The following is a 14,144-nucleotide window of genomic DNA, read 5'->3' on the forward strand; positions in this document are numbered from 1 at the left end:
AATGTTTCCCTATTTACCTCATACTAAAGAAGAACGCGAGGAACTATTAGCGGGGATTGGGATTGATTCTATTGATGAGCTATTTACAGACATTCCCGATGAAGTCAAGCTAGAACGAGAATTAGATCTTGGCCAACCCCTTTCAGAATTAGAAATTAAGAGAAGAATGGAGGAATTAAGCGGTAAGAACCAAGACTTAAGTGAATATACTTCCTTTTTAGGGGCAGGAGTTTATGACCACTATATTCCAAGTGTTGTTGATCATATCCTTTTGAGGTCTGAATTTTATACTGCTTATACTCCTTATCAACCAGAGATTAGTCAAGGTTATCTGCAAGCTATCTTTGAATATCAGACTATGATCTGTGAATTAACTGGGCTAGATGTAGCAAATGCTTCGATGTATGATGGAGCTAGTGCCACGGCTGAGGCTGCTTTAATGTCTACGGCTGTTAAACGGCGTAGAAAGGAGATTGTAGTTTCGACTACTGTTAGCCCTGAGATTAGAGAAGTATTAGTAACATATTGTAGCGCTGCTGACTTGGTTCTAAAGGAAATAGATTTTAATCAAGGAGTTACAGACCATGATAAGTTAAAAGAAGTTATTACTGAAGAGACAGCTTCGGTGATTGTACAGAATCCTAACTTCTTTGGTCAACTAGAGGATTTAGCTCAATTAGCAGATTTGGCCCATGATGTAGATGCTTTATTTGTAGTAGTTGCTGACCCTATTTCATTAGCTATTTTAGAAGCACCAGGTAACTTAGGGGCAGATATTGTTGTTGGTGAGGGTCAAGGCTTAGGCAATCCACAGAGTTTTGGTGGACCACATTTTGGATTCTTCGCTACTACTAAGCGTAATATGAGAAGAATTCCAGGGCGAGTTGTAGGAGAAACAGTAGATGATGAAGGTAATCGTGGCTTTGTTTTGACTTTACAGACACGAGAACAACATATTCGTCGTGAACGGGCAACTTCTAATATCTGTTCTAATCAAGCATTAAATGCATTAGCTGCTACGGTATATCTAACATTGATGGGCAAACAAGGTTTAAAAGAAGTAGCAAAGCAGTCATTAAAGAAAGCACACTATGCAGCTGAAAGGATAGCTAAGCTAGATGGTTATGAATTAGCATTTGATGGTCCGTTCTTTAAAGAATTTGCCATTCAAACGGAAGAATCAATTTCTGAAATAAATCAAGAATTGCTGGAGGATAAAATAGTTGGTGGCCATGATTTAGGGAACGACTATAGTGCATTAGATAATACTATGTTATTAGCTGTAACTGAAAAACGAACTAAAGAAGAGATTGATAACTTAGTAGAAGGATTGGAGGGGATCAAATGAGAAAGGAAAAAGAGTTGATTTTTGATTTAGGCAGAGAAGGTAGAGTTGGCTTTTCTCTCCCCGAAGATGAATTTAGTGATATGAATATTGAAGATGAAATTCCAGCTGATTACTTACGAAAAGAGGAACCAGCACTACCAGAGGTTAGTGAATTAGAAGCAGTGAGACATTTTACAGAATTGTCAACTAGAAATCATGGTGTAGATAGTGGATTCTATCCTTTAGGATCCTGTACTATGAAGTATAATGCTAAAGTAAATGAAGATGTAGTTAGATATTCTGGGTTTACTAATACTCATCCTTTACAGCCGGAAGGTATGGTGCAGGGTAACTTAGAATTAATTTATGACATGGATCGAAAGTTATCGGAGATTACCGGTATGGACCGCTTTACTATGCAGCCGGCTGCTGGAGCACATGGTGAATTAACGGGATTAATGATTATTAAGTCCTATTTAAAAAAGCAAGGTGCAACTGAAAAGACAGAAGTAATTGTGCCGGATTCAGCTCACGGAACAAACCCAGCTAGTGCGTCTATGGTTGGCTTTAAAGTGGTAGAGGTTAAATCTAATAAAAAAGGTTTAGTTGATATTGATGCTTTAAAAGAAGTAGTTAGTGAAAAAACTGCTGGACTGATGCTAACTAATCCAAATACTTTAGGGTTATTTGAAGAAGATATTACAGAAATGGCTGAAATAGTTCATGATGTGGGAGGATTACTCTATTATGATGGAGCTAATGCTAATGCTATCATGGGTAAATCGCGACCGGGAGATATGGGGTTTGATGTAATTCACCTAAATCTTCATAAAACTTTTGGAACGCCACACGGTGGAGGAGGTCCGGGTTCTGGGCCAGTAGGTGTTAAAGAAGAATTAGTCGAATTTTTACCGAAGCCTTTAGTAGAAAAAGAAGAGGATAAATATTACTTCAACTATGATATGCCAAATTCAATTGGGAAAGTACGTTCTTATTATGGTAATTTTGGAGTAGTAGTTAAAGCCTATGCTTACTTATTAGCTCTAGGAGCTAAAGGAGTAGAAAGAGTTAGTGAAGATGCTGTTTTAAATGCTAATTATTTAAAAGAAAAGTTAAAAGAATATTATGAGTTACCGTATGATAGGGTTTGCAAACACGAATTTGTTCTTTCTGGTAAGCGTCAAAAAGAAGGTAAGGTTGCTACTTTAGATATTGCTAAGAGACTATTAGATTTTGAAGTACATCCACCGACTATCTATTTCCCATTAATTGTAGAAGAAGCGTTAATGGTAGAGCCAACAGAAACAGAGACTGTTGAAACATTAAATCAATTTATAGATACTATGATTCAGATAGCTAAAGAGGCAGAAGAAAATCCAGAAGTAGTCCAGGAAGCTCCACATAATACAGTAGTAAGTAGGCTAGATGAAGCTACTGCTGCTAGAAAGCCAAAGTTACGATGGAAATCAGAAGAATAACTTCTGCTTTACAAAAGAAAGTAAAAGAGGCTTGGGAAGTTCGTAAAGAGAACTTCCCACCTTTCATTCAATTTGATTATCCAACCGAGACTAAGCCGGTTAGCTTAACCGGGAATCAGTGTCACCTGGACTGCGCCCATTGTGGGGGCCATTATCTAGAACATATGGATTCTTTAGATTCTTTAGCTAAACAAGAGAAAAATAAATATTCTAGTTGTTTAATTAGCGGTGGTTGCGATTCTAGTGGAAAGATAGATTTTGATGCTCATTTAGAAGAACTAAAGCATATTAGTAATGATAAAAAGCTTAATATGCATGTAGGCTTAGTAGATGAGGAAGAAATTCCTAAAATTAGTCAAATAGCAGATTCAGTTTCTTTTGATTTCATAGCAGACCAAGAAACAATTAAAGAGGTTTATGGTTTAAATAGAACAGTAGACGACTATATTAAGGCTTACCAAAACTTAAGAAAAGAGATGACCGTTCTACCTCATATCTGTATTGGTTTAAAAGGTGGAGTGATTGCAGGAGAATATAGAGCTTTAGAAATTTTAAAAGAATTAGGGGCAGAGGGCTTAGTTTTTATTGTATTTATTCCTACTAAGGACACAAGATATGAAAACTGTAGTCCACCAATTTTAGAAGAAGTTATCGAGGTTTTGACTACAGCTAGGATAAATTTTCCTGATATCCCAATTCATCTTGGTTGTATGCGGCCTAAAGGTAGATATCGAGCTGAACTGGATTATTATGCTGTGGCAGCCGGGGTAAATAAAGTAGTAGTTCCTACGAGCTTTGGTATTAAAAAAGCAGAAGAATTAGGGTTGGAAATAAAAAAAGGAGAGGAGTGTTGTATTTTATGATTAAATTATCAGCCGGAACGGCTCATGTGCTAGGAATGAAGAGGTTAAAGACCGATGCTCCTCCTACTACTGCTTATTTAATGGCTGGAGAAGGGTGTAGTAATGATTGTAGTTTTTGTGCTCAAGCTACTAATAGTGATACAGATAAAGATAACTTATCAAGAATTAGATGGCAGAAATTTAAGCAAGAAGATATTATTGATAATTTATCTTTGGCAGCTAAGGATAATAAGTTAAAAAGAACCTGCATACAAGTAGTAGACACTCCATCAGAAAAGAAATTATCAGTTGATTTTTTAAGACAGTTAAAAGAAAAAGTAGGTCTACCAACTTGCGTTTCTAAAAAAGTTAATTCTTTAGCAGAAGTTAAATAATTATTATCTGCAGGTGCTGATAGAGTTAATATTGCTTTAGATGTAGTTAGTCCTGTTAAATATCAGGAGATTAAAGGTGGTTCTTATTACGAAAGGTATCAACTATTGATTAGAGCAGCTAAAAAATTTCCAGGGAAAATTTCTACTCATATAATTGTTGGTCTAGGAGAAAACGAGGCAGAAATAATAAAATTATTAGTTGAATTGAAAGAATTAAAAGTAAAAACGGGTATTTTTGCTTTTACTCCTTTATCAGGAACTAAGTTAGCCGATCATCCACGTCCAGACATAGGCAAGTATCGACGGGTTCAAATAGCTAATTATTTAATTTATAAGCATAATTTCAAATTAAATAACTTTATTTTTAGTAACGGCAAGTTAATTAATATTGATATACAGAATGAAGAGCTAAAACAGTTGTTAAGTGATGGTAAAGCGTTTGAAACAATAGGCTGTCCCGATTGTAATCGGCCTTATTATAATGAAAAACCAGGTGGTATTATTTATAATTATCCTCGTTCATTAGAATTTGAAGAAATAGAAGAGGCGGTAAATGAAAGTCAGTTGGTGTTTAATAATGAGTAAAATGAAATGGCGTTTATTATATACCGGTTATTCTGATGGGGCAATGAATATGGCTTTAGACGAAGCTGTAATGGAAAGTATTAAAGCTGGTGAAGCTCCTCCGACTATTAGGTTTTATGGGTGGGAGCCAGCAGCTATTTCTTTAGGTTATTTTCAGAGTTTAGAGCAAGAGGTGAATACTGTTGCTTGTGAAGAAGAAGGAATAGATATTGTTCGACGTTTAACCGGAGGAAGAGCAGTTTTACATGATGATGAATTAACTTATAGCTTATTAATTGCTGAAGAATTTGACTTTTTGCCAGATTCGGTAATTGAATCTTATAAGATAATTAGTCAAGGATTGCTAGCTGGATTACAAGAATTAGGGGTTAATGCTGAAATGATATCTTTAGCTGATAAAGAGAAGAAAGAAAAGAGTCAGAGTGCAGCTTGCTTTGATGCCCCATCTTGGTATGAAATAACAGTTGATGATAAAAAAATAGTTGGTAGTGCTCAAACAAGAAGAGATGGAGTCATCTTGCAGCACGGCTCAATACTTCATACTCAAGATATAGATAAATTATTCTCTCTTCTTAATTTTAAAAATGAAAGAAGAAGGAAAAGATTTAAAGAGATATTTACTAAAAAAGCGACTACTATTCATGAAGCTAGTGGAAAGAAGTTTAATTTAGAAGGTTTAATAGACGCTTTTAAAAAAGGTATGGAAAAAGGACTAGATATTACTTTAGAAGAAGGTAGGCTAACTGATAAAGAGTTAAAATTAGCTCAAGAGCTAGCAGAAAAAAAGTATAATAGTAAGGAATGGAATTATAAAAGATAGGGTGTATTAGTTGACAGTTGATAGTTGACAGTTGACAGTGAAGCCCAGAAAAGAGCTTTTGAATTAGAAGTAGAGTTTAACATAGGCTTGCGCCCAGCCTTGACTTGTAGGCTGGGCGAGACAGTGAAGCCCAGAAAAATGCAGGTTAAGGCTAAGGTTAAGGATGAGGAAATTAAATAGGCGATAGTGAAGTTTGGTAAAAATTATTATATTAAGAGCATTGTGAAATTTTTGGTGTTAGCAATTAGTCATACAAGATTATTAACTACAAGGATCGGATATAAGATTGAATTATAAGTTTATAAGGAGGCTTAAAAAATCATGCAAGAATATGATATTGCTATTATTGGGGGTGGGCCAGGAGGTTATGTAGCCGCTATTAAGGCTGCTCAATTAGGTGCAGATGTATGCTTGATTGAGAAAGATGAATTAGGTGGAACCTGTTTAAATCGAGGTTGTATTCCGACTAAAGCTCTAACTGCTACCTGTGATGTAATAAGTAATGTTAAAAATGCTCGGCGTTTTGGTGTTAAAGTTGATGATTTTGAGATTGACTGGCAGAGTGTTTCTAAGAATAAAGATCGTAAAGTTAGTCAGTTAGTTAAAGGTATTGAGTACTTAATGAAGAAGAATGAAATTGATGTTATTTCTGGAACTGCTTCTTTTCAAAGCAAAAACTTATTAAAGATAGATGGTAATGATGAAGTTACTAACGTTAAAGCGGATAATGTAATTATTGCTACTGGTTCGCAACCGATCATTTTAGATGACTTCAATTATGATGGTGATAAAGTGGTTACTAGTAAGGAAATATTAAATCTAGATGAATTGCCTAAAAGTTTGTTGATCGTAGGTGCTGGAGTAATTGGGTGTGAGTTTGCTTCAATCTTTGCTACGGCAGGAGTTAAGGTTACTCTTGTAGACGTAATGCCTAGATTATTACCAACAGAGGATGAAGAGATTAGTCAAAATTTAGCTCGTGCTTTTAAGAGAGCTAGGATTAAATTTAAACCGGAAACTAAGATTAAAGACATCAAAACTATTGAACAAGGAATTGAGGCTAACTTAGTAGAGGGTGATACTTTGGAAGCAGAGATGGCACTTTTGGCTATTGGCAGAAAGCCTTATGTAGGTGGATTGAACTTAGAAGCTATTGGATTAGAGACTAAAAACAGTGCTATTTCAGTTGATGAATATTTAAAGACAGAAGTTAATGGAATTTATGCGATTGGAGATGTTACTAATAAAATTCAATTAGCTCATGTGGCTTCTAAACAAGGGATAGTAGCAGTTGAGAATATTTTAAGTGAAGAGAAAGAGATGGAATATAGAGTGGTACCTAATACTATTTTTACCCACCCTGAGGTAGCTAGTGTCGGAATAAATACTCAGGAGGCTGAGGAACAAGGCCTGGATGTTAAAATCGGTAAATTTTTCTTTAAAGGAAATGGTAAAGCAGTAACGCTTAATAAAACACAAGGATTAGTCAAGATTATTGCAGATTCCGAAAGTAAAGTGATTTTAGGCGGACATATTATGGGACCCCATGCTTCTGATTTGATTCATGAAATTGCTTTAGCAGTAAAGAAGAAATTAACTATAAATGATATAGTAAATACAATTCATGCCCATCCAACTTTAGCAGAATCAGTTTTAGAAGCAGCTGAGGATATATTTGGTATGGCAATTCATGGATAATTTAAAATAATAAAGATTAAATTAACTCTAGCTCTTGCTTATATTACTAGATATAAGTAAGAGCTTTTTATATTTAGAAAATCTATGTTTTACTCGACTCTTATTAATCAAAATTTAGGTAATAAAGGAGTTTATTAAGTATTTGTAGAAATTGAACTGTAAGGTAAATTTCTTTTGAATATTCATAATTTTTTGATAAAAAGGAGGTTTTGATATGGTTCAATTAAAAGATGTGAAGCTTTTTATTCAACAAGTAGCTGATGCTTTTGCAGCTGTTTTAGATTATGAAGTGGCGATAATCGATAATGATTTGGAAGTAGTAGCCGGAACTGGAAAGTATCAAGGAGAGGTAAGTACTCAGTACCAACCGGGGTCAATGACTCACTATTTACTCAATAATCCAGATAAAGCTTTAGTTGTTGAAGATACTAAGAACAGTGAATTATGTAGCAACTGCAAGGATGACTGTCCAGTATGGTCTGTGATTATGTGCCCAATTAATTTCGAAGATGAAACGATAGGTTCTCTTTCCTTAATGGCTTTTAATGAGAAACAGCGTCAAAATTTAATTGAGGAGCGTTTAAGTTTAATTACTTTTTTAAGAAAAGTTTCACAATTTTTAGCTAGTAGTTTAGGAGAAAGAGAGATGAAGAGTAGAATTACAGTTATAGCTAATAAATTTAGAGCAGTAATTAATTCGGTACATGAGGGAATTATTGCGACTAATGCTGTGGGAAGAATAACGCATATAAATCAATCAGCTAAAAAAATCCTAAATATCAGTTCAGCACAAGTAGGAGAACATATTAATACTTTCTTTTCGGAGTTAGATTTAGATAAGGTGTTTAATAATATGGAGGAAGAAGAATCCAATTATTTTGAGATAAAGACAGAATATACAAAAGGGAATACGAAAATTAATCTTATCTGTAATGTTACTTTAATTAAAGATAATGGTAATGTTTTAGGAGCTACTATTTCTTTTAGAAAATTAGATGAAATGAAGCGTTTAGCTAATGAAATTATTGCTGAGAATAAAAAGACTACTTTTGATGATATTAAAGGAACAAGCAATCAGATCATTAAAGTTAAAAAACAGATGCAGCGAGTAGCTAAAACCGATTCAACAATCTTAATTCGTGGCGAAAGTGGCACCGGGAAAAGTATGTTTGCTAAAGCGATTCATGAAGAAAGTGATCGAAGTTCAGGGGCTTTTGTTAATGTAAATTGTGCTGCTATCCCTGAGTCATTATTAGAATCAGAGTTATTTGGTTATGAAGAAGGAGCCTTTACTGGAGCTAAAAAGGGAGGGAAGCCTGGAAAATTTGAAATTGCTCATAAAGGGACGATCTTTTTAGATGAAATTGGGGATATGCCTCTACACTTTCAAGTTAAATTGTTAAAGGTGATTGAAAGTAAGCAGATAGAAAGAGTAGGTGGAGTTAAATCTATTGATATTGATGTAAGAATTATTGCAGCGACTCATCAGAATTTAGAAAAGATGGTTGAAGAAGATGAGTTTAGAAAGGATTTGTTTTATAGATTGAATGTTATTCCATTTTATATACCACCATTGAGAGAACGAGAAGAAGATATCTGTTTATTACTGCATTCTTTTTTGAAGAAGTATTCTAATTTGTTAAATAAAGAGATTACAGGTTTTACAGAGGAGGTAAAGCGGGAATTAGTTAATTATTCTTGGCCTGGAAATGTTCGCGAGCTAGAGAATACTATTGAGTATGCAGTTAATCTTGAAACTGCTAGATATATTACGAAAAAAAGTCTTCCCAAAAGAATTAAAAGCAATCAAGCAGAAAATAGTAATTTTTCTAATATTCCTACTATTAATGAGTTAGAAAAAAGAGCAATTATTGAAGCATTGAAGAAGTTTGGTATAACTAGTAAAGCCAAAGAGAAAGCAGCTAAAGCTTTAGGTATTGGAAGAGCTACGTTATATAGAAAACTAAAGAAATTTAACATAGAAGAATCTCAAATCGATATAGAATCTCAAAAAGAGAAGAAAGTTCTTTAAAGCCTCTATTGTTAAGCATAACTGAAGATTTATTTGTGAATGATATCTCAAAGCGAGATGTCATTTTTTTATTTTTACTAAAAAATACATTCTCATTATGAGATTTTATTTCAAAATGATAATAGTTATTATATATCTTGATATAATAGGCTTGACCTTTAAGTAAACACGATTAATTCTCATTTTGATATATAAATTTTAATTTTTTGAACTTTTAATGATAAGATAAGAATTTGATAACAGGTTATACTTCCTATGATTACAACTATTTAGCAAAAAATCTATTTTATTATTATTAAGTGCTAAAGATGGCATGGAATTTGCACTTAAAATATTATGAGATAAATTTTATATTTGCAGATTCAAAAAAGAGAGGTGAATAAAGCTTAAAATAATTAAAAAAGTTTGAAAATTATGATTATAGTTAATTTTAAAGTAAAGGAATCAATAACTCAAATCAAAAGGAGGAATGAATAATGGCTGATTTTGAAAAGTTAAGTAATTCTGTAATTAAGGGTAATGTTGAAGAGGTAACGGAACTTACTCAGACAGCTATTGATGAAGGAGCAGAACCTACGGATATCATTAAGAAGGGTTTAATTGGTGGTATGAAGGTAGTTGGTCAGCGATTTAAAGATGGAGATATGTTTGTACCCGAAGTGATGATGGCTGCTAAATCAATGAAAGCCGGGGTAGAGTTAGTTAATCCTTTACTCGCGGAAGGAGACACTTCATCAGAAGGCAAAGTATTGTTAGGTACAGTTGCTGGTGATTTACATGATATCGGTAAGAACCTAGTAGGCATGATGATGGAAAGTGCTAGTTTAGAGGTAATAGATTTAGGAACAGATGTAGACCCGGAAGAATTTGTAGAAGCTGTCAAAGAACATCAACCAGATGTAGTAGGAATGAGTGCTCTATTAACAACAACTATGTTAGAAATGCAGAATACGATAGAGCTTTTAGAAGAAGAAGGATTAAGAGATTCAGTAAAAATTATAGTTGGTGGCGCACCAGTAACACCAGATTTTGCTGAAGAGATAGGTGCAGATGGTTGGTCTGCGGATGCTGCTTCAGCTAAAGATAAAGCCCTAGAGCTAATCGGTTAATAGTTCAAAATTAGAAAGAAGATTAAAGGATTAAATATAAATACTTTGTTTAAATTAGATAAACTGTGAAAGGGGAGATCAGTTGTGGAAAAGATGGTTAGGTCAAATTCGATTGTGAATAAAACAGTTAACTTTTCTTCATTAAGTGAAGAAGAAAGAAAGGCTATTTATTTGGCTGCTCTTGAAATTTTAGAGAAGACTGGTGCTATTGTTCACGATGAAGAAACACTTGAAGTGCTAGAAGACGCTGGATGTTGGGTTGATGGCAATCGGGTACGAATTCCTTCAGGTGTAACACAAGAAGCGGTCAATTCAGCACCTGAAAGAGTAGTCTTTTATGACCGTAATGGAAGTCGAAAGATAATTGCCGAGGGACATAATACTTACTTCGGTCCAGGACCTACAAATAATTATTATAGGGATCCCGAAACTGGAGAAAGAAGAGATCCTAAAAAAGAAGATAAGGCAGATGTAGCTAAGGTCTGTGATTACTTGCCGAATATTGATTATGTAATGGATTTGGGAACTCCTAAGGATGTGGAAACAGGTATTTCGGATATTCATTCATTTGATGCTATGGTACGCAATACTACTAAGCCGATCTTCCACTGGGGTTTTGATATAGATCAGTATGAAGATATTATTGAGATGGCAGCAGTAGTAGCCGGTGGTATGGAAGAGTTACAAAGGAAGCCTTTTATTGCACTTTATTCAGAGCCAACGCCACCATTAGTTCATTCGGAAGAAGCGATTGCTAAAGCTACTTATGCTGGTAAGCATAAACTACCTATTATTTATACTCCTTGTATTATGTCAGGAGGGACTGCTCCAGCGACATTGGCATCTACAATAGCGTTAGGTGTAGCTGACAGTTTAGTTGGTTTAGTTGCTAATCAGCATTTAAATAAAGGGAATCCATTTATTATGGGAGGAGTATATACGATTGTAGATATGAAGAGTACTGTCTTCTCATATGGTTCGCCAGAGTTTTTAGCTTTACAGGCAGGAATTGCTGAAGTTGCACACTATATGGGAATTCCGGTCTTTGGAACTGCTGGTTGTACAGATTCTTGTACGCTTGATGGTCAGGCAGCAGCTGAATCAGCGATGAGTATTTTAATTGCTGCAGAAGCTGGTGCAAATGTAGTTCATGATGTAGGATATACTGAATATGGATCTACAGGTTCATTATATCAGTTAGTAATGGGTAATGAGATAATCGGTATGGTTAAGCGATTTATGAGAGGAATTGATGTCAATTATGAAACATTAGCTACAGATGTAGTAGACGCTGTAGGCCCAGGTGGTCATTTCCTTGGTCAAGAACATACTCAAAAACACTTTAAAAATGAAACTTGGTTCCCGGAGTTAATCAATCGCCAACGATATCCTGGATGGAAAGCTGCAGGAGCAACTACTATGGGTGATAGAGTTATTGATAAGACACAAGAAATTCTTGTTGAACATAAACCAGAACCACTTTCAGAAGAAATTCAAAAGAAATTAGATGAAATAGTTAAAAATGCTGTTAAGCGAGAAATGAGTAAACAATAAAAGAGACCAATCAAAAGGAGGAATGAATAATGGCTGATTTTGAAAAGTTAAGTAATTCTGTGATTAAGGGTAATGTTGAAGAGGTAACGGAACTTACTCAGACAGCTATTGATGAAGGAGCAGAACCTACAGATATCATTAAGAAGGGTTTAATTGGTGGTATGAAGGTAGTTGGTCAGCGATTTAAAGCTGGAGATATGTTTGTACCCGAAGTGATGATGGCTGCTAAATCAATGAAAGCCGGGGTAGAGTTAGTTAATCCTTTACTCGCGGAAGGAGACACTTCATCAGAAGGCAAAGTATTGTTAGGTACAGTTGCTGGTGATTTACATGATATCGGTAAGAACCTAGTAGGCATGATGATGGAAAGTGCTAGTTTAGAAGTAATAGATTTAGGAACAGATGTAGACCCGGAAGAATTTGTAGAAGCTGTCAAAGAGCATGAGCCAGATGTAGTAGGAATGAGTGCTTTATTAACAACAACTATGTTAGAAATGCAGAATACGATAGAGCTTTTAGAAGAAGAAGGATTAAGAGATTCAGTAAAAATTATAGTTGGTGGCGCACCAGTAACACCAGATTTTGCTGAAGAGACAGGTGCAGATGGTTGGTCTGCGGATGCTGCTTCAGCTAAAGATAAAGCTCTAGAGCTAATCGGTTAATAGTTTAAAATTATAAAAATGATTTAAAAATTTAAATGTAAATAGTTTGTTTAAAGCAGATAATTTGTGAAAGGGGAGATTTGTTTATGATGAGAAGTAACTTTAAGGCCAATAATTCGATGGTTTTAGAAGTACTTACCGAAGAACAATGCCAGATGATCTTATCAGCAGCAATGGAAATTTTAGAACGTACCGGAGTTGTGTATCACTATGATGAAGCATTAGAAATTTTAGATGAAGCTGGATGTTGGGTTGATGGCAATCGCGTAAGAATTCCAACTAAGTTAGTAGAAAAGGCTTTAAGAACGGTACCTTCACGGGTAACTTTATATAATAGTAGAACTAAAGAGCCAGCATTAAGATTAGAAGGAAGTAATGCTTATTTTGGTACTGGTTCTGATACTCCACATTTTATTGACCCATATACTCAAGAAAGAATAAAGGCTAGTGAAGAGACGGTAAGCATGGCTACTAAAGTAATTGATGCTTTACCTAATCTTGACTTTGTTATGTCCTTAGGAATTGTACAGGATGTACCACAACCAATTTATGATCGTTACCAATTTCGAGCTCAAATCTTAAATACATCTAAGCCAATAGTTACAACTGCTACTGATGTTGAAGGTTATGCAGATATTATTAAGATGTGTGAAATAGTCGCCGGAGGAGAAGAAGAATTAAGGCAGCGACCATTTATGACTCTTTATGCTGAACCGATTTCTCCGCTTCAGCATGATAATGATGCATCGACAAAATTAGTATTAGCGGGTAAGAAATCGTTACCTGTTGTTTACACACCTTGTATTATGGCTGGGGGAACAGTACCAGCAACATTAGCTGGGGCAATGGCTAATGGTTTAGCTGAAAGTTTAAGTGGGTTAGTACTTAATCAACAAACAAATGAAGGAAATCCATTTATTATGGGTGGAGTATTTACAATAATGGACATGGAAACTACTATTTTCTCTTATGGTGCACCTGAATTTCATTTAATGCAGGCTGCTTTAGCTGATATGGCTCACTTCCTGCAAATACCAATGTTTGGAACCTGTGGTTGTACTGATTCAAAAGTAGTTGATGAACAAGCAGCAATTGAAGATGCCTTATCTATCTTAATCACTGCTCAATCAGGGGCTAATTTGAATCATGATGTTGGTTATATTGAGCATGGGAATACTGGTTCACTAGAGAATTTAGCAATTTGTGATGATTTAATTGGTATAGCTAGAAGGGTAGTTAAAGGAATAGAAGTTAATGAAGAGACTTTAGCATTAGATGTAATTGATGAAATTGGGCCTGGAGGACACTTCCTAGCTCATGAACATACTATGGAGAACTTTAAAAAGGAGACATGGTACCCAGACTTATTACAACGCAAGCGATATGGTGAATGGCAAAAAGATGGTAAGAAAACATTAACGGAACGAGCTAATGAAAAAGTTATTGATATTTTAGAGAATTATGAACCAGAGCCGCTTTCTGATGAAGTTGTACAAAAGCTTAATGAGGTTGTACAAAAAGCTGAAGAAAGTTTAGATCTTTAAGGAAATTTCAAGCATAATTAATCGATGCAAAGACTCTATTATCTAAGATTCTTAATTAACTAGGGAAGATTAGCTTTCTATCTGTAAATTGAGGAGGA

13 protein-coding genes are annotated in these 14,144 nt (G+C 34.8%); all 13 read left to right on the forward strand.

Annotation, left to right across the window (positions count from 1 at the left end; translation table 11 throughout):
- Position 1 precedes the first annotated feature (1 nt).
- The 13 genes from gcvPA (at position 2) to BM077_RS05815 (ending at position 14,046) form a co-directional block, all read left to right on the forward strand.
- Entirely contained in the window at positions 2–1,348 is a 1,347-nt protein-coding gene (gene gcvPA / locus BM077_RS05760) for an aminomethyl-transferring glycine dehydrogenase subunit GcvPA (RefSeq protein ID WP_089748668.1), read from the forward strand.
- Positions 1,345–2,805: an aminomethyl-transferring glycine dehydrogenase subunit GcvPB gene (gene gcvPB / locus BM077_RS05765; protein ID WP_089748669.1), complete on the forward strand. Its 1,461-nt coding sequence runs from the start codon at positions 1,345–1,347 to the stop codon at positions 2,803–2,805. Before gcvPA ends, gcvPB begins: the two co-directional genes overlap by 4 nt.
- Complete coding sequence (locus tag BM077_RS05770; RefSeq protein ID WP_090003477.1) at positions 2,787–3,668, forward strand: radical SAM protein; 882 nt, start codon at positions 2,787–2,789, stop codon at positions 3,666–3,668. Before gcvPB ends, BM077_RS05770 begins: the two co-directional genes overlap by 19 nt.
- Positions 3,665–4,042: a hypothetical protein gene (locus tag BM077_RS05775; protein WP_090095171.1), complete on the forward strand. Its 378-nt coding sequence runs from the start codon at positions 3,665–3,667 to the stop codon at positions 4,040–4,042. The genes BM077_RS05770 and BM077_RS05775 overlap by 4 nt, the downstream gene beginning before the upstream one ends.
- Before the next feature lie 105 nt (positions 4,043–4,147).
- Complete coding sequence (locus tag BM077_RS05780; RefSeq protein ID WP_090095173.1) at positions 4,148–4,627, forward strand: hypothetical protein; 480 nt, start codon at positions 4,148–4,150, stop codon at positions 4,625–4,627.
- Complete coding sequence (locus BM077_RS05785) at positions 4,620–5,447, forward strand: lipoate--protein ligase family protein (protein ID WP_089748737.1); 828 nt, start codon at positions 4,620–4,622, stop codon at positions 5,445–5,447. Before BM077_RS05780 ends, BM077_RS05785 begins: the two co-directional genes overlap by 8 nt.
- Positions 5,448–5,471: 24 nt before the next feature.
- Positions 5,472–5,627 (forward strand): hypothetical protein, encoded by a 156-nt coding sequence (locus BM077_RS13700; RefSeq protein WP_176941642.1) that lies wholly within the window; start codon positions 5,472–5,474, stop codon positions 5,625–5,627.
- A gap of 141 nt (positions 5,628–5,768) precedes the next feature.
- Positions 5,769–7,145 (forward strand): dihydrolipoyl dehydrogenase, encoded by a 1,377-nt coding sequence (gene lpdA, locus BM077_RS05790; RefSeq protein WP_089748672.1) that lies wholly within the window; start codon positions 5,769–5,771, stop codon positions 7,143–7,145.
- Positions 7,146–7,359: 214 nt separating this feature from the next.
- On the forward strand, positions 7,360–9,177 hold the full coding sequence (locus BM077_RS05795) for a sigma-54 interaction domain-containing protein (protein WP_089748673.1): 1,818 nt from the start codon (positions 7,360–7,362) through the stop codon (positions 9,175–9,177).
- Between the two features lie 476 nt (positions 9,178–9,653).
- A complete protein-coding gene (locus BM077_RS05800; protein ID WP_090003476.1) occupies positions 9,654–10,286 on the forward strand; it encodes a corrinoid protein in 633 nt (210 codons plus the stop codon).
- 93 nt (positions 10,287–10,379) lie between these two features.
- Positions 10,380–11,840 (forward strand): trimethylamine methyltransferase family protein, encoded by a 1,461-nt coding sequence (locus BM077_RS05805; RefSeq protein WP_255361572.1) that lies wholly within the window; start codon positions 10,380–10,382, stop codon positions 11,838–11,840.
- Positions 11,841–11,869: 29 nt separating this feature from the next.
- Positions 11,870–12,502 (forward strand): corrinoid protein, encoded by a 633-nt coding sequence (locus BM077_RS05810; protein ID WP_090003475.1) that lies wholly within the window; start codon positions 11,870–11,872, stop codon positions 12,500–12,502.
- Positions 12,503–12,588: 86 nt separating this feature from the next.
- On the forward strand, positions 12,589–14,046 hold the full coding sequence (locus tag BM077_RS05815; RefSeq protein ID WP_089748676.1) for a trimethylamine methyltransferase family protein: 1,458 nt from the start codon (positions 12,589–12,591) through the stop codon (positions 14,044–14,046).
- Positions 14,047–14,144: the final 98 nt, after the last annotated feature.

Source organism: Candidatus Frackibacter sp. WG13 (assembly GCF_900114655.1).
GTDB lineage: Bacteria > Bacillota > Halanaerobiia > Halobacteroidales > Acetohalobiaceae > Frackibacter.